The organism is Enterocloster lavalensis (assembly GCF_046603895.1).
GTDB lineage: Bacteria > Bacillota > Clostridia > Lachnospirales > Lachnospiraceae > Enterocloster > Enterocloster lavalensis.
Window position 1 is genome coordinate 3,796,355 of sequence record NZ_CP176637.1, and the last position, 15,910, is coordinate 3,812,264.

At 55.7% G+C, this 15,910-nt stretch carries 13 protein-coding genes; 7 read left to right on the top strand and 6 right to left on the bottom strand.

Going from position 1 to position 15,910, the window contains the following annotated elements; genetic code table 11:
- Positions 1-216: 216 nt before the first annotated feature.
- The 4 genes from ACK2JC_RS16995 to ACK2JC_RS17010 form a co-directional block, all read right to left on the bottom strand.
- Positions 217-888 carry an amino acid ABC transporter permease gene (locus ACK2JC_RS16995; protein WP_320937147.1) on the bottom strand — a complete coding sequence of 224 codons (672 nt, stop codon included), beginning with the start codon at positions 886-888 and terminating at the stop codon, positions 217-219.
- Complete coding sequence (locus ACK2JC_RS17000; protein ID WP_320937146.1) at positions 889-1,596, bottom strand: amino acid ABC transporter permease; 708 nt, start codon at positions 1,594-1,596, stop codon at positions 889-891.
- Between the two features lie 3 nt (positions 1,597-1,599).
- Positions 1,600-2,517 carry a transporter substrate-binding domain-containing protein gene (locus ACK2JC_RS17005; protein WP_320937145.1) on the bottom strand — a complete coding sequence of 306 codons (918 nt, stop codon included), beginning with the start codon at positions 2,515-2,517 and terminating at the stop codon, positions 1,600-1,602.
- Positions 2,518-2,619: 102 nt separating this feature from the next.
- Entirely contained in the window at positions 2,620-3,342 is a 723-nt protein-coding gene (locus ACK2JC_RS17010) for an amino acid ABC transporter ATP-binding protein (protein WP_007706198.1), read from the bottom strand.
- A gap of 558 nt (positions 3,343-3,900) precedes the next feature.
- On the opposite strand from ACK2JC_RS17010, the gene thrC reads away from it, so the two are divergent.
- From thrC to ACK2JC_RS17025, 3 genes are all read left to right on the top strand, one after another.
- Positions 3,901-5,412: a threonine synthase gene (thrC, locus tag ACK2JC_RS17015; protein ID WP_320937144.1), complete on the top strand. Its 1,512-nt coding sequence runs from the start codon at positions 3,901-3,903 to the stop codon at positions 5,410-5,412.
- An 87-nt stretch (positions 5,413-5,499) separates the two neighbouring features.
- The gene (fba, locus tag ACK2JC_RS17020) at positions 5,500-6,363 is read left to right on the top strand and encodes a class II fructose-1,6-bisphosphate aldolase (RefSeq protein WP_320937143.1); all 864 of its coding nucleotides are present in this window, start codon (positions 5,500-5,502) and stop codon (positions 6,361-6,363) included.
- 226 nt (positions 6,364-6,589) lie between these two features.
- Positions 6,590-8,704: a glutamine synthetase III gene (locus ACK2JC_RS17025; RefSeq protein WP_092364079.1), complete on the top strand. Its 2,115-nt coding sequence runs from the start codon at positions 6,590-6,592 to the stop codon at positions 8,702-8,704.
- 103 nt (positions 8,705-8,807) lie between these two features.
- On the opposite strand, the gene ACK2JC_RS17030 is transcribed toward ACK2JC_RS17025, so the two are convergent.
- Complete coding sequence (locus ACK2JC_RS17030; protein WP_320937142.1) at positions 8,808-10,238, bottom strand: helix-turn-helix domain-containing protein; 1,431 nt, start codon at positions 10,236-10,238, stop codon at positions 8,808-8,810.
- Positions 10,219-11,955 carry a sensor histidine kinase gene (locus ACK2JC_RS17035; RefSeq protein WP_320937141.1) on the bottom strand — a complete coding sequence of 579 codons (1,737 nt, stop codon included), beginning with the start codon at positions 11,953-11,955 and terminating at the stop codon, positions 10,219-10,221. Before ACK2JC_RS17035 ends, ACK2JC_RS17030 begins: the two co-directional genes overlap by 20 nt.
- 187 nt (positions 11,956-12,142) lie before the next feature.
- Between ACK2JC_RS17035 and ACK2JC_RS17040 the strand changes: the two genes are divergently transcribed.
- The 4 genes from ACK2JC_RS17040 to ACK2JC_RS17055 are packed head-to-tail and all read left to right on the top strand — an operon-like array spanning position 12,143 to position 15,880.
- A complete protein-coding gene (locus ACK2JC_RS17040) occupies positions 12,143-13,462 on the top strand; it encodes an ABC transporter substrate-binding protein (protein WP_320937140.1) in 1,320 nt (439 codons plus the stop codon).
- Positions 13,463-13,476: 14 nt separating this feature from the next.
- A complete protein-coding gene (locus tag ACK2JC_RS17045) occupies positions 13,477-14,370 on the top strand; it encodes a sugar ABC transporter permease (protein ID WP_308053726.1) in 894 nt (297 codons plus the stop codon).
- Entirely contained in the window at positions 14,367-15,191 is an 825-nt protein-coding gene (locus ACK2JC_RS17050) for a carbohydrate ABC transporter permease (RefSeq protein WP_092363860.1), read from the top strand. The genes ACK2JC_RS17045 and ACK2JC_RS17050 overlap by 4 nt, the downstream gene beginning before the upstream one ends.
- Before the next feature lie 11 nt (positions 15,192-15,202).
- On the top strand, positions 15,203-15,880 hold the full coding sequence (locus ACK2JC_RS17055; protein ID WP_107434188.1) for a DUF1868 domain-containing protein: 678 nt from the start codon (positions 15,203-15,205) through the stop codon (positions 15,878-15,880).
- Positions 15,881-15,910 lie beyond the last annotated feature (30 nt).

A 15,910-nucleotide genomic window follows, 5' to 3' on the forward strand; every position in this document is an offset into this window, starting at 1 on the left:
TTCCTTTCTCATATGTAACTGTTCAGGACGGCTCATCTTCTTGACCAAAAAAGACGGTCAAGAAGCATCGGATGTCCATCCGATGTGGAAATTGTTACAGAAAGCAGCTTACAAGCAAGCTTGACGCTGCCTTCTGCACCAATTTCCACGCCGTCCTGAACTGTTACTCTCATATAAAAAAAGACCCGCCGGTTTCATCCCGGCGGGCCCTGACAATCACGTTCTGGCTGCGCTCAATACCTTTTTCTGGTAATATCTGACTCCGCAGGATAAGGAGAAGCAGATTATAAAATAACACAGCGCGATGAAACTGTAAAGCATAATAATGTGCGACGGAGCGCTGAGCTTACCCATTACCACGTAGGAATTGCGCATGAACTCCGCAATATCCACCACCTTTAAGAAGGAGGTGTCCTTGATCACGGTGATCACCTGGCTCAGCATGGCCGGGATAATGCTCTTGTAAGTCTGAGGCAGGACGATGTAGAACAGCGTCTGGAAGAAGCTGAAGCCCTGGGAGGCCGCGCTCTCAAACTGCCCCTTGGGAATCCCGTTCAAGCCGCCGCGGATGATCTCGGCCATCACAGCGGTGGTAAACAGCGTGCAGGCGAAGATCGCCAGCACCAGGGGATTGCCCTTGATGGTGAAGCGGATCCAGAGAATCCACAGAATATTGGGCGTACAGCGGAAAAATTCGATGTAGACGCCCGTCAGCCCTGACAGCCAGCCCCATTTTCCGGTGCAGAAATGGCGCAGCAGCGCCAGAATGGTGCCGAAAATCATGCTGAGAAAAACGGTACCGATGGAGATCAGAACAGTCATTAGCAGACCGTTCATCATAAACAGGAAATTGGCCTTTGTAAAAATCAGGTTAAAACCTTCCGCCATTTACGCCACCTCCTTCCGCTTTTTGGGAACAGGCAGCCGTTTTGCGCGTATCTCCAGATACCGGGCCAGCCTGGCCAGTGGGAAGCAGATCACGAAATACAGCAGCGCGCAGGAGAAATACGCCTGGGCGAAGTAGCCCCGGTCGCTGCCCCAGGAATCCGCAAAATACATCAGGTCCAGACCCGCAACCATGGCCAGCACGGAGGTATTTTTCACCAGATTCAGCGCCTGGTTGGCCAGGGAGGGCATGATGAGCTTGATGGTCTGCGGCAGAATGACATAGCGCATGGTCTGAAGATAGGTAAAACCCTGGGAGTAGGCGGCTTCAAACTGTCCCTTGGGCACGGCTTCGATGCCCGTGCGGATGACTTCGGATATGTAGGCGCCGTGATAGATTCCCACGCCCAGCACGCCCAGCACGAATTTAGGCACGCGGCCGTCGATCACATAGGGCAGGCAGTTATAATAGAAGAACACCTGCACCACCAGCGGCGTGTTCTGGAAGAACTCCACGTACACCCGGGAGAAAAACCGGCATATTTTCACTTTCGATGTGGAAAGCATACCGAAAATGATCCCTAAAACCAGCGCTAACAGGAGTCCTGTTAGCGCTACTTTTAAGGTCATCATAAAGCCTGGTATGTACTTTTCCGGGAACACCTGAAACAGGGCATTCCAGCGTTTTGCTTCAAAGAGACCTTTAATCATGAGTTATTCGATTCCCCATTCTTTGATCATTTCTGCTAATTTGCCGCTGTCCTTTAAATCGGTGACAACGCCGTCAACCAGTTCCGCAAGTCCGGTGTTTTCCTTCTTGGTGCAAACGCCGTAATCCTGCTCCGCATAGCGGTCGTCCAGCAGCATGTTGGTGTCGTCTCTGTAACCGGCCAGGATCGCGCGGTCCACGGAGAATACGTCGATGTTCTTTGCGGAAAGAGCGGCAGCCAGTGCGGGATAGCCGTCAAATTCCTCAAAGGTGGGTTTCACGTCGATTCCTTTTTCCGCAATGTAGGTCTCGAAGCCCTTCTGGCTGGTGGAACCCTGTGCAACGCCGATTACCTTTCCGTCCAGATCCTCAATGGATTTGATTCCGGAATCCTTGAGAACCAGCAGGCCAACGGCGTCGGTGAAGTACGGTGTGGAGAAGTTGTAGGTCTCCTTGCGCTCTTCGGTGATGGTGAAGGTGGCGATTACCATATCCAGTTCGCCGTTCTCAACAAGAGGACCTCTGGTCTTGGCGGTAACGCCCTGGAACTCAACCAGCTTCTTTTCCTTGGCCTCGTCGGGGGTGCAGCCGAAGATCTTGCCCGCGATGTTGTAAGCCAGATCGTCCTCCAGGCCCTCGTACTCGCCGGTGGCGGTATTCTGAAGGCTGAAGCAGGGAACGTCCGTCTTGACGCCAACCTTTAACACGCCTGCGTCGATGATCTTCTGAACATCCGCGGTCACGTCGCCGGTGGCGGAACCGGAATCTGCAGCGGCAGTGGAACCGGAGTCTGCGGCAGCGGCGGTAGTGTCCTTAGCGGCAGCGGTGGTGGGATCGCTGGAAGAGCCTCCGCAGGCTGTCAGGGAACCCATCACCATAACGGCAGCTAAGATGGCAGCGCTCATTTTAAGATTCTTTTTCATAATTGTGTCCTCCTCTTTTATTACGTTTTAGAAAACGCCGGTTGCCCGGCGATATCTTTGAAACCTTTGTCCCCTGAGGGCTCTGTGATCATTGGTGAAAAATTAGTGAAGAATCTTGCTGAGGAACGCTTTGGTGCGCTCGTTCTCAGGATTCTCGAAGAAGTGTTCGGGAGTCCCTTCCTCCACGATGGTGCCGTCGTCCATGAAAATGACGCGGTCCGCAACCTGCTTGGCAAAACCCATCTCGTGGGTCACGCAGACCATGGTGATGTTCTCTTTGGAAAGGTTTACCATAACGTCCAACACTTCCTGAACCATCTCAGGGTCCAGAGCGGAGGTCGGCTCGTCGAACAGGATCAGTTTCTGCTTGGTGCACAGGGCGCGGGCGATGGCCACACGCTGCTGCTGGCCGCCGGATAAGTTCTGGGGATAGCAGTCCGCCTTGTCGGCCAGACCGACGCGCTCTAAATACTTCATGGCTTCGGCTTCCGCCTCGGCCTTCGGAACCTTCTGCAGCTTGATGGGAGCCAGCGTCAGGTTCTGCAGCACGGTCATGTGCGGGTACAGGTTGAACTGCTGGAACACCATGGAAGAATACTTGCGGGCCATCTCGCCGCGGTTCTTGTGAGTCAGTCTCTGGTCGTTGATGTAAACCTCTCCGGCCGTGGGCTCCTCCAGATAATTCATGCAGCGGATGAGGGTGCTCTTGCCGCTTCCGGACGGTCCGATAATCACCAGCTTCTCGCCTTCCTGCACCGTTAAGTTGATGTTTTTAAGCACTTCCAAATCACCGAAATTTTTCTTCAGATTTTTTACCTGGATCATACTCTGTACCACCTTTCTATCGTTTTGCTATGGTCGGGAAACCGGTGAATGGGTATAAAAAAACACCCAAAGAATCCGCAATCTCTCCCTAGAATTCCTGAGCGCCTTTGCCCACCGTGCTTCCTTAATTTTGTTGAGTTCTCTGTCTGCTGTCACAGATCGTACTTGTTCGGAGCACTTTGCTCCTGCGATGTAACAGATTATATTCTGTTTTTTTTTAAAAGTCAATAGTTTTTCGAAAAATATACAACTTTTTTATTGTCAGGACCACAATTAATGCATTGTGACTTCATTTAATAAGGTGGGACGGGCTCACAATTATTCAGTTGCACCCATGACTTAAATATGCTAAGATCATGTATAATGAAATCGTATCTGTTCAGCACCTTCACAGATACGGGCAGAGCAAAAATCCATTTAAAATCGGCTACGTCGATGGGATTTTTGCCTGTAAGCTTAGATTTTCGTACGATCAGCGCAGCAAGTGCGCGGACCTGCTGAACAGTTACACGAAATCAATAAACATCGAGATTTTATGGTAAAAGCGAGGAAAAAAGCATGAGTTTATCCTATCAGAGTACCAGGGGCGGCGAGGCTGGAGTGACTGCTTCCCAGGCGATTTTAAAGGGTCTGGCAGATGACGGCGGCCTGTTCATGCCCAACATGATTCCGGCGCTTGACGTTCCGGTGGAGCGTTTGGCCGGTATGACATATCAGGAGACGGCCTACGAGGTGATGAAGCTGTTCCTGACGGATTTTACGGAGGAGGAGTTAAAGGGCTGTATCGAAAAGGCTTACGACAGCAAGTTCGATACGGAAGAGATTGCGCCTTTGGCTAAGGCGGACGGGGCTTATTTCCTGGAGCTGTACCATGGCAGCACCATTGCCTTTAAGGACATGGCGCTTTCCATTCTTCCCCACCTGATGACCACCGCGGCGAAGAAAAATCATGTGGATCAGGAGATTGTGATTCTCACGGCCACCTCCGGGGATACCGGAAAGGCGGCGATGGCCGGATTTGCGGACGTGCCCGGGACCCGGATCATCGTATTCTACCCCAAGGACGGCGTAAGTAAAGTCCAGGAGCTGCAGATGCGCACCCAGAAGGGCGAAAACACCAGCGTGGTGGCCATTCACGGCAACTTCGACGACGCCCAGACCGGCGTGAAGAAGATCTTCGCGGACAAGGATCTGGCGGCTGAGCTGGCGGATCGCGGGTTCCAGTTTTCATCTGCCAATTCTATTAATATAGGAAGATTGGTTCCGCAGATCGTATATTATGTATATGCGTATGCCAAACTATTTGAGAACGGTGAAATTGAAAAAGATGAGCAGATCAACGTCACCGTGCCCACCGGCAACTTCGGCAACATTCTCGCCGCCTATTTTGCCAAGCGTTTGGGACTTCCCATCAAGACCCTGATCTGCGCCTCCAACGACAACAAGGTCCTGTACGACTTTTTCACCACAGGCACCTATGACCGGAAGCGGGAGTTTATCCTGACCAACTCCCCCTCCATGGATATTCTGATCTCCAGCAACTTAGAGCGCCTGATCTATCTCAGCGCGGGCAGCGACGCGTCCGTGAGCGCAGCCCTGATGCGGGAGCTGTCGGAGAAAGGCAGCTACACCGTGACCGATGAGATGCGCCGGTTTATGGAGGACTTTGTGGGCGGATATGCCGGCCAGAAAGAGAACGCAGAAACAATCCGCCGTATTTTCAGGGACACCGGATATCTGGTGGACACGCACACCGGCGTGGCCGCAGCCGTTTACTATGACTATGTAAATCGAACAAAGGATACGGCTAAGACGGTGATCGCCTCCACGGCCAGTCCCTTCAAGTTCTCCCGCAGCGTGATGGAAGCCGTTCAGAGCGCGGGAGAGAACGGGAACGCGGACGAAACCGCGGCTATGGACGAGTTCGCAGTTGTGGACGCCCTCAGCAGCCTGTCCGGCGTGCCGGTTCCCCAGGCGGTGGAGGAGATCCGCACCGCGCCCATCCGCCATAACCTGGAGTGCGACGTGGACCGGATGAAGGACACGGTGAGAGGGATTTTAAAGATTTGATAATTTGCCCTTCCCTTTTCAGGGCAGGTTTGCTATAATGGTTGAGAATGTTAAATATATAACAATAATTTTAAGGAGGGTATATAAATGTTAGTTGCAGCAAAAGAAATGCTCGAGAAAGCAAGAGAAGGCAAGTATGCGGTAGGCCAGTTCAATATCAACAACCTGGAGTGGACCAAGTCCGTTCTGCTGACGGCTCAGGAACTGCAGTCCCCGGTGATTCTGGGCGTGTCCGAGGGCGCTGGAAAATACATGACCGGCTTTAAGACCGTTGCGGCCATGGTAGAGGCCATGATGGAGGAGTTAAACATCACCGTTCCGGTGGCTCTGCATCTGGACCACGGCACCTACGACGGCTGCTACAAGTGCATCAAGGCCGGATTTTCTTCCATCATGTTCGACGGCTCCCACTATCCCATCGAGGAGAACATTGAGAAGACCAGAGAACTGGTGAAGATCGCCCATGCAATGGGTCTGTCCTTAGAGGCCGAGGTGGGTTCCATCGGCGGCGAGGAGGACGGCGTTGTGGGCGCAGGCGAGTGCGCGGATCCCGCTGAGTGCAAGGCCATCGCGGACCTGGGCATCGATTTCCTGGCTGCCGGTATCGGCAACATCCACGGCAAATATCCGGCCAACTGGCAGGGATTAAACTTCGACGTTCTGGCCAAGGTGAAGGACGCCGTTGGCGACATGCCTCTGGTACTGCACGGCGGCACCGGAATCCCGGAGGATATGATCAAGAAGGCCATCAGCCTGGGCGTAGCCAAGATCAACGTGAACACCGAGTGCCAGCTATCCTTCGCGGACGCCACCAGAGCTTACATCGAGGCCGGCAAGGATCAGCAGGGCAAGGGCTTTGACCCGAGAAAGCTGCTGGCTCCCGGCGCTGAGGCGATTAAAGCCACCGTCAAGGAGAAAATGGAGCTGTTCGGTTCCGTTGGCAAGGCTTGAATTAATTAGCCAAGCTAATAAAACGTATTAAAATAAATGCGGTTTTTTATAAAAGATTTTCTTGCAATTTGATAGGAAATGGTTTATTTTATTTAAAGAACGAAGGCGTTCTCTCTACAGGGAGGACGCTTTCTTAATGACCGGGGTAATGGGCCGGCGCAGCCTGCGGACGATTGCCCGGGAACAGGACACCGCGGATTCAGATAGAGAGAGGATGGAACAATCGATGAGCGAGGTAATGAATGTGACCGATATGTTCGGCAGGAACGTATTTAACGATGCCGTGATGCGGGACCGCCTTCCAAAGAGTGTTTATAAGAAACTGAAGAAGACAATCGAGGACGGAGCGGAGCTGGATCCCAGCATCGCCGACGTTGTGGCCCACGCCATGAAGGATTGGGCCATCGAGCGGGGAGCCACCCATTATACCCACTGGTTTCAGCCCCTCACCGGCGTGACCGCGGAGAAACACGATTCCTTTATCTCCGCGCCAAGCGACGGCCGGGTGATCATGGAATTTTCCGGGAAAGAGCTGATCAAGGGCGAGCCGGACGCCTCCTCCTTCCCCTCCGGGGGCCTGCGGGCAACCTTTGAGGCCAGAGGCTACACGGCCTGGGACTGCACCTCCTCCGCGTTTCTGAGGGAGGACGCCATCGGCGTGACCCTTTGTATCCCCACCGCCTTCTGCTCCTACAAGGGCGAGGCGCTGGACAAGAAAACCCCGCTGCTGCGCTCCGTGCAGGCGGTCAACGAGCAGGCCCTGCGCATCCTGCGGCTGTTCGGCAACACCACGGCCAAGCGCGTGACCCCCTCCGTGGGAGCGGAGCAGGAGTATTTCCTGGTGGACCGGGCCAAGTACATGCAGCGCAAGGACCTGATCTACACCGGCCGGACCCTGTTCGGCGCGATGCCGCCCAAGGGCCAGGAGCTGGAGGACCACTACTTCGGCGTGATCCGCGAGCGCATCGGCTCCTACATGAACGAGGTGAACAAGGAGCTGTGGAAGCTGGGCGTGCCCGCCAAGACCCAGCACAACGAGGCCGCCCCATCCCAGCACGAGCTGGCCCCCATCTACGAGGAGGTCAACCTGGCGGTGGACCACAACCAGATTGTGATGGAGACCCTCAAAAAGGTGGCCGGCCGCCACGGTATGGCCTGCCTGCTGCACGAGAAGCCCTTTGCGGGCGTGAACGGATCCGGAAAGCACGACAACTGGTCCCTGACCGGGGACGACGGCACCAACATGCTCAACCCCGGCGACACCCCCCACGAGAACATCCAGTTCCTGCTGGTGCTGGCCTGTATTATCAAGGCCGTGGACATCCACGCGGATCTGCTGCGGGAATCCGCTGCGGATGCGGGTAACGACCAGCGCTTAGGCTCCAACGAGGCCCCGCCCGCCATCATCTCCATTTTCTTAGGCGAGCAGCTGGAGGACGTGATCGATCAGCTGTGCAGCACCGGCGAGGCCACCCACTCCAAGAAGGGCGGCACCTTAAAAACCGGCGTGAACATTCTCCCGGACCTGGATAAGGACGCCACGGACCGCAACCGAACTTCGCCCTTCGCCTTCACCGGCAACAAGTTCGAGTTCCGCATGGTGGGCGCTTCCGACTCCATCGCCAGCCCCAACACGGTGCTCAACACCATTGTGGCCGAGGCGTTCAAGGAGGCGGCGGATATTCTGGAGGCGGCCGGCGACTTCGACATGGCCGTCCATGACCTGATCAAGGAGACTTTGTCCGCACACCGCCGGGTGATCTTCAACGGCAACGGCTACTCCAAAGAATGGGTCGCGGAGGCGGAACGCAGGGGCCTGCCCAACCTGGGCTCCATGGTGGAGGCCATCCCGGCCCTGACCACGGAGAAGGCCGTGAAGCTGTTCGAGGAATTCGGCGTGTTCACCAGAGCGGAGCTGGAATCCAGGGCCGAGGTGGAGTACGAGGGCTACTCCAAGGCCGTGAACATTGAGGCAAGGACCATGATTGACATGGCCAGCAAGCAGATTATCCCAGCGGTGATCAAGTATACCACCCAGCTGGCCGGGTCCATCTGTGCGGTGCGAAACGCCTGCCCGGAGGCGGACGTGAGCGTGCAGACCGAGCTTCTGACCGAGGCCTCCGACCTGCTCAGCGATATGAAGGTTGCCCTGGCAGCCCTGATCGAGGCTACGGATAAGGCCTCCGCCATGGGCGGTGGCCGGGAGCAGGCCGAGGCTTACCACGGTGTTGTGGCCCCCGCCATGGAAGCGCTGCGCGCCCCGGCGGACCGGCTGGAGATGATTGTGGATAAGGATCTGTGGCCCATGCCCAGCTACGGGGATCTGATTTTCGAGGTATAGTGAACCATTTATAATAAAAGAAGAAAAATCGCCCATGACTGCGGTCACACCCGCTGTCATGGGCGATTTTTGCCGGATGCAGCGGGCCGCTGGCGCTTGCCGGTTATTCCTCCGGTCTCGCAGTTTTGTACCGGTTCCGGTATTCCAGAGGCGTCATTTCCTCGCGGCGCACGAAGGCCTTGATAAAATGGCTGGTGGTGTAGTAGCCGACCCGGGAGGTGATCTGCTTTACCTGAAGCGGCGACTCTATCAGCAGTTTTTTTGCCTGCGCCAAACGCAGTCCGGTGACGTAGTCAGTGAATTTCATCCCGGTCTCCCGCTTGAACTGAGCGCTGAGATAATTGGGGGTGAGCCCAAATTGGTCGGCCAGGCCGTTGACCGAGATGTCCTCGGTGTAGTGGTCGTCCGTGTAGCGGATGATGGTCTCAATGGAGGACATTTTCTGCTCGCCGGGGGACAAAAGATGGCGGGACAGGGCCTGGAAATGCCGGTAAAAGCCTTCCGGGGAGTCCAGGGGCGTTTCCGGCCTGGCAAAGCACAGGGAAAGCCAGGTGTTGATATGGTGCAGGGAGGCGCGTCCGAACAGATCGGGCGCGTTTTTGAGCGCTGCCGTGAGCTGTTCCAGATGATTGACATAATCCACATAGGAGCCGTCCAAATAGTCGTCCTTCAGCTGCAGGATCAGGACGGCCGGGAGCAGACGGCTGCCGGACACCGGCGGGTGGGACGGGGAAACGGTGTAGAACCGTCTGAGCCCGTGGGTCAGGCGCACGGCCGCGTAGCGTTTCAGCGTGGAAAAGGCTTCGGCCAGCTGCGCGGGGGAGACTGAGGTGGAAAAGCAGAAGGCCGAGGCGGTTTCCCATCCCCGGGACTCTGCGGTGGAGGAAAACAGGGTGTGAATCTGCGCCAGCAGCGGTTTCTCGGAAACGGGCGCGGCGGAGCAGAACACCACATAGGACATATTGGGAAAGGGCAGGATCACGGTGTGGACGGAGGTGAAAACGTCCTCACAGCGGTAAAAAAATTCCAGGTCCACGTTGGCCGGCCGGTCAAAGGTGCAGAGGCAGGGGAGGCAGCGGAGCGCGGAGGAGGCGCTCCCGGAACCGGTCAGCAGGGCGGAGGACACCAGAGAGGCGAATTCGCTGCGTTTCTGGCGTCGGGCGCTCTCCTGGTGGGCGCGCTCCCGTTTTAAAATTTCCTCCACGGTTTGCGTTTCCAGCGGTTTGAGCAGAAAATCCTTCACCCCGATGGAGATGGCTTCCCGCGCGTACTCAAAGCGGTCATACCCGGTGAGAATGTAGAAGGAGGTGCGGCCGGACAGGGCGATGCTCTGACGGATCGCCTCAAGGCCGGTCATCCCCGGCATGCGGATGTCCACAAAAGCCAGGTCGACCCGGCGCTCCTTCAGCACGGCCAGCATCTCCTGCCCGGTACCGGCCTGGTAAATGTCCTCGTTCTCGATACCGTAATTGTTCAAAATGGTCCGAATGGTCAGACGGACCAGCTGTTCATCGTCAGCAATCAGAAATTTCATGGGGCTCCTCTGTCTGTATCTCAAGTGTGATGATCGTTCCCTCTCCCGGAGAACTCTCAATTTCCATACAGTTGCGGCTGTCAATCAGCGTCAGGCGTTTGGCGACATTGGAAAGCCCCATGTGCCTTGTGGTCATTTCCTGGTCAAAGCCGATGCCGTCGTCCTCGATGGTGATCATGATCCGGGAGGGCGAGAGACGGAACACGGACAGATTCAGGTGACAGTTCTGGCCGGACGGCTCAATTCCGTGGATAATCGCATTTTCCACCAGAGGCTGCAAAAGCAGCTTGGGAATCCGGGTCTGCCCGGTGTCGGGATCATACTGAATCCGGTACTCCAGGCGTTTCTGGAAGCGCAGCTTCTGCAGCATACAGTAGTTTTCCAAAAATTCCAGCTCCTGGGCTACGGTGCTTGTGGACCCCTCGCCCAGACTGTAGCGCAGCATCCGGGTCAGCGAATAGATCGCGGATTCCAGCTCGCTTCGCATGGACATCTGGTTCAGCGCGATAAAGCTGTTGAGGGTGTTGAACAGGAAATGGGGGTTGATCTGCGCCTGCAGCGCCTTGAATTGAAAGGTTTTCTGCTCCATCGCCATCTGATATTCCCGCTCCATCCGCTCCTCCAGCATCTCCGCGATGTAGTTGACGGAGTCGATGATGAGCTTCAGCTCGTTGGGGCTGTCCGGCGTGTAGCGGGCCTTGAAATTGCCGTTCTGGATCTGCTCCAGCAGGCCGTTGATGGTGTCCACCGTGTGGATGAGACGCCTGGACCGCCAGAAATAGAAGGCCAGGGCGGTGAGCAGGCCCACCAGGTAGAGCAGAAAGGCGGTGGCGTAAATATAAAAAATGTTGGAGTTGACCGCGGATTCCTTTAACAGCACGTGCACGTTCCAGCCATAGTCCCGGACCGGCTGGGACCGCTTCAGATAGGGCTGTCCGCCGTAGTTTATTTTAACCGAGTCCCGGCTTAAGTCCGCCTCGTCCAGGCCGTCCACCGGCAGGGTGCTGTACACCACATGGCCGGACTGGTCGGTTACAATCACGGTGGAGGGCACATGAAAGACGATATCCTGCAGGACTTTCTCGAAAATCACCGTGTTGGCGTCCACCTTGATCACGCAGAGGGGCTGCCGGGTCCTGAGGTTGACGATGGCCCTGGCCACGGAGATGACCTGGGGGTTCGTGTTGGGAACGTAATAATCCTGGCTGTGGGGGGATACGAACAGGGGCCTGCCCTTTAAGGCCAGGGCTTCCCGGTACCATTCCTGTTCGGAGAACGGATAGTCAGGGTCCACGGAGCTGTCCACCATGTTGGTGGTGCTGTAGATGCAGTCTCCTCCCGCCACAATAATGGAACCGGCGATATCCTCTCTGGTGTAGCGGATAAAGCTCATGAGGTAACCCAGGGAATTCTCCAGCTGCGCCTGTTCCAGGACCGACTGGCGGCCGGAGCTCTCCTTGATGTGCTTTAAGGTGGCGAAAAAGTCCTCATTGTAATAGGGAGTCAAGGTGGCGCGGTCCAGCTCCGAGAGGTACAGATAGATGTTCTGGGAAATGGACACCAGCGAATTGTCTACCAGATTAAAGACATCCCGGGTATAATTGTATTTGTAGAGGTTGGCGATCAGCAGGGTGACCAGGACAAACGGGATCAGGGTGCTGATCAAAAAGTTGAGAATCAGGCTGAAGGAAAATTTGGGCGTCTTAAGTCGCTTCATCGTGGCAGACCTCCGTCTAATGAATAAAATAATTCTAGTATAAATGGACAGCCGTTTCAATCAATTTGCGGATTTTGTAGATTTTGGCAATCGGACCGTAGAAATGAAATATTCCGTCCGGGAACGCCCGTGCTACAATTTGTTCATCCAAACAACGGTAAAAGTAAACAACAGGAGGGCTATGAAAATGAAAAAAACATGGTTATGGCGGGCTTTGGCCTGTGCGGGGGCAATGACGCTTCTGGCCGGCTGCGGGGCAAAAACGGGCGATACCCAGGAGACGGCGGCGCAGACCCAGGCCGGACAGGCTCAGACCGGACAGAGCGTGGCCGGTACAACGGAGGAAGGCGGGGCCGGAGAGCTGACCGGCAAGCTGGTGATCATGACCAACGCCTCCGGCGGCACATTTGAGGCGATGAACGAGGTATTTGCCAGGTTTATGGAGGAGAACCCGGGGGTGGAGATCGAGTACAGCAGCCAGGGCAAGGACTACGAACAGCTGATGAAGGCGAAAATGGCGGCCAACGACCTTCCCGACCTGTTCGCGACCCACGGCTGGTCGGTCAACCGCTACAGCGAGTATCTGCGCCCCTTAAACGATCAGGAGTGGTACGGCGATCTGGTGGAGGAGATTCTGCCGGTTATGAGCGACAGCGAAGGGCAGATTTACGCCCTGCCCATGAACGTGGACAAGTCGGGGATCGTCTACAACGCGGACCTGCTGGAAAAGCTGGGAAAGGAAGTTCCCAAAACCTGGGATGAGTTCCTGGATGCATGCGAGGAGGCCAAAAACCAGGGTTACACCCCCGTGTATCTGGCGGGGAAGGATCCGGGCAAGCTGGCAGGCGTGATTAACACCGTGTCCCCCACCTATCTGATCACCGACGAGGCGGACAATTACAGGGCCGAGCTGAAGGACGGAAGCTTTGACTGGGCCAATTACGCGCCGGTGTTCCAGCTGATCACCAAACTCCGGGATTCCGGGTATCTGAATAAGGATTATCAGACCGCGGATCCCATCACGATTCCCCAGAAACTGGCAGGAGGGGAAGTGCTCTTTGCGCTGGAGAACAACGCGACCATGGCGGACGCTGGTCTGGCCATGATGCCCGTGCCCACGGCCTCCGCGGAGGACGAGCCGGTGCTTTTGGGCGGAGAGCGGGAAGCTTACGGCGTGTGGAAGGACGGTCCCAACCAGGAGCTGGCCCTCGAACTGCTGCGTTTTATGGCGGAAAAAGAGAACATTGAGAAGGTTTCCACCGCCAGCGGCATGCCGGCCAGCATGAAAGGGGCCACCGGCAATCTGGGCGTCGTCAACGAGAGCTACGAGAAATATGCGGATTCCCGTGTATTCCCCAAATTTGACCGGGAATACCTGCCCAACGGCATGTGGAGCACTATGAAAACCGTGGGCTCTGCGCTGATCGCAGGGGACGTGGATGTGGATAAAGCCTGTCAGATGATGGGGGAGGACTATATCAAATTCCGTGAGCAGAATAACGAGTGAGAAAGGGCTGTAGAGTGAATACACATTTTATGCGGAAGGTCAATTCCGAGAGAGGGCTCTGCCTGATGTACCTGCCGGCAGTGGCGCTGATGATTGTGTTTGTGATCTACCCGCTGATCCAGGGCGTCCACATTTCCCTGACCAACTGGAACGGGTACTCCCAGACCTATAAATACGTGGGCCTGCAGAATTACCGGAAATTGTTCACCGATGTGATGTTCCACACAGCGTTTCGCAACACCCTGGTTTACGGCTTCGGCAGCGCGCTGATCCAGACCGGCCTGGGGCTCCTGTACGCCCTGCTGCTTCAGGACCGGTTCTGCGGGCGCACCTTTGCCAGAACGGTCATCTACATTCCGGTGATGGTATCCCAGCTGATCGCGGGTTACATCTGGTATTTTATGGTGCAGTACGACCAGGGAGCGCTGAACGACATCATGCTGCTTTTGGGAGCGGAGCCTTTGGACTGGATGGCCCAGGGGGCCAGGGCCGTGGTGATCATCACGCTGATCAACGGCGTCCAGTATGTGGGCAAGACCATGATTATTTTTATTGCGGGGTTGAACGGTATCCCCACCGATTACTACGAGGCGGCGTCCCTGGACGGGGCGGGCGCGTGGCAGAGGTTCCGCTACATCACCCTGCCCCAGCTGCTGCCGGCGCTGGCCACGAACATTATCCTGAACCTGATCGGCGGTTTGAAGCTGTTCGGCATCGTGGTTTCCATGACCGGGGGAGGACCGGGCTACGCCTCCCATTCGCTGCAGACCCTGATCAATTATACCTATTTTGAGAATCAGAGCGCGGGTTATTCCGCCGCCATCGGGCTGTTTACGTTTGTGTTTATTATGTTCGTCAGCGTGGTGGTGCGCGGTTACATTGAGAAAAAGGCGGTGGAATTGAATTGACAAAGGCGCGTAAAAATACCTGGTGGAAAACGGCTGCGGCGCTGGGAATCGTTGTTTTCCATTTTATCCCATTTTATATTCTCGTCTCCGTGGCGCTGAAGCGGCAGATGGACACCAGCTCCCGCTGGAAAATGCCGGGATACCTCCAGATGGACAATTTCAGTACAGCTCTGGCCAAGGGCAACCTTGTGCACGCGGTTTTCAACACGCTGCTGATAACGGTGGTCGCGGTCGTGCTGATCGTTCTGGTGGGAGCCATGGCGGCCTACCCGCTTTCCAGGGTGAAGACGAAGATGAACCGGTTGATTCTGAGTTTTATCGTGTCGGTGATGATGGTGCCGCCGTTGAGCGTTCTGGTGCCGCTGTACAAGACGATGGTGGCAATCGGCGGGATCAACAGGTTTTGGGGCATCATTATGGTTTCGGTCACGTACAATCTGCCGATCAGCATTTTCCTGTTCACCAATTTCATCGCCACCATACCGCGGGAACTGGATGAGGCGGGGCTGATCGACGGCTGCAGCAGGTTCGGGGTGTTCTACCGCGTGGTTATGCCGGCGCTCAAGCCTGTTACCGCCAGCGTCGTCATTCTGACCAGCGTCTACATCTGGAATGACTACGCGTTTCAACTGTACTTTTTGCAGAAATCCCAGTGCAGGACGATCACGCTGGCCATCGCCTCGTTCTTTACCGAAAATGCCTCGGATCTGAACGCGGGGGCGGCCGCGGCGCTGTTGGCCATCGTGCCGCCGATTCTGCTCTATTTGTCCATGCAGAAATATTTTATTAAAGGAATCGCCGACGGGGCGGTGAAAGGTTAGGGAAAGGGAATATGGAACAACGGATTGAGACAAAAAATATCGGGAGAAAATTTAATCCGGACGGAAGCGTGCGTTTCTTTCCGGGCAATACGGTCATCAGCAAGCTGCACGGGGATTCGGAGATTTATCCTCTGATCAGCCGGATCAGCCGGTCCTTCCGCGAAGTCCAGGGGAGCAAGTACGCGTTTCTCCCGGAGCACAGCTTTCATATGACGGTCATTCAGGGCGTCTGCGACGAGGACCGCAAGGCGGAGCTGTGGAGCCGTCACCTGAGCCTGGAAACGCCTCTGGAGGAAACGGACGTGTTTTTTGAGCAGCAGTTTTCCAGGGCAAAACCCCTGGGGCAGGTGAAAATGGTTTTTGACCGGGTTGACACAGAGCGGGACATCATCATCGTCCGCTTCGGGCCGGCCGCGGAGACGGATCGGAAGCGGATGGAAGAATACCGTAGCGAGCTGTCGGAGCTGTTGGGAATCCGATTCCCGGACCACGATTCCTACGGGTTTCATGTGAGCGTGGCTTACAAATTATGGAAGCTGGAACCTGAGGAGGAGGCGGCGGTGGAACAGGTGCGGGATCAGTGGAATAAGACTTGCAGCGTCAGTAGGCCGTCCTTTCTCCTGCCGCAGCCGGAACTCACGTTTTTTGAAAATATGTTTGAATTCCGCTCCCAGCGTTTTAAGCGGTAAGAGGGAGCGGCCCGATTCCGGCAGAGAATA

Excerpts from the sequence above, each read along its gene's own strand:
- ACK2JC_RS16995 (WP_320937147.1), bottom strand. The coding sequence starts at position 888 with ATGGCGGAAGGTTTTAACCTGATTTTTACAAAGGCCAATTTCCTGTTT.
- ACK2JC_RS17000 (WP_320937146.1), bottom strand. The coding sequence starts at position 1,596 with ATGATTAAAGGTCTCTTTGAAGCAAAACGCTGGAATGCCCTGTTTCAG.
- ACK2JC_RS17005 (WP_320937145.1), bottom strand. The coding sequence starts at position 2,517 with ATGAAAAAGAATCTTAAAATGAGCGCTGCCATCTTAGCTGCCGTTATG.
- ACK2JC_RS17010 (WP_007706198.1), bottom strand. The coding sequence starts at position 3,342 with ATGATCCAGGTAAAAAATCTGAAGAAAAATTTCGGTGATTTGGAAGTG.
- thrC (WP_320937144.1), top strand. The coding sequence starts at position 3,901 with ATGAGTTTATCCTATCAGAGTACCAGGGGCGGCGAGGCTGGAGTGACT.
- fba (WP_320937143.1), top strand. The coding sequence starts at position 5,500 with ATGTTAGTTGCAGCAAAAGAAATGCTCGAGAAAGCAAGAGAAGGCAAG.
- ACK2JC_RS17025 (WP_092364079.1), top strand. The coding sequence starts at position 6,590 with ATGAGCGAGGTAATGAATGTGACCGATATGTTCGGCAGGAACGTATTT.
- ACK2JC_RS17030 (WP_320937142.1), bottom strand. The coding sequence starts at position 10,238 with ATGAAATTTCTGATTGCTGACGATGAACAGCTGGTCCGTCTGACCATT.
- ACK2JC_RS17035 (WP_320937141.1), bottom strand. The coding sequence starts at position 11,955 with ATGAAGCGACTTAAGACGCCCAAATTTTCCTTCAGCCTGATTCTCAAC.
- ACK2JC_RS17040 (WP_320937140.1), top strand. The coding sequence starts at position 12,143 with ATGAAAAAAACATGGTTATGGCGGGCTTTGGCCTGTGCGGGGGCAATG.
- ACK2JC_RS17055 (WP_107434188.1), top strand. The coding sequence starts at position 15,203 with ATGGAACAACGGATTGAGACAAAAAATATCGGGAGAAAATTTAATCCG.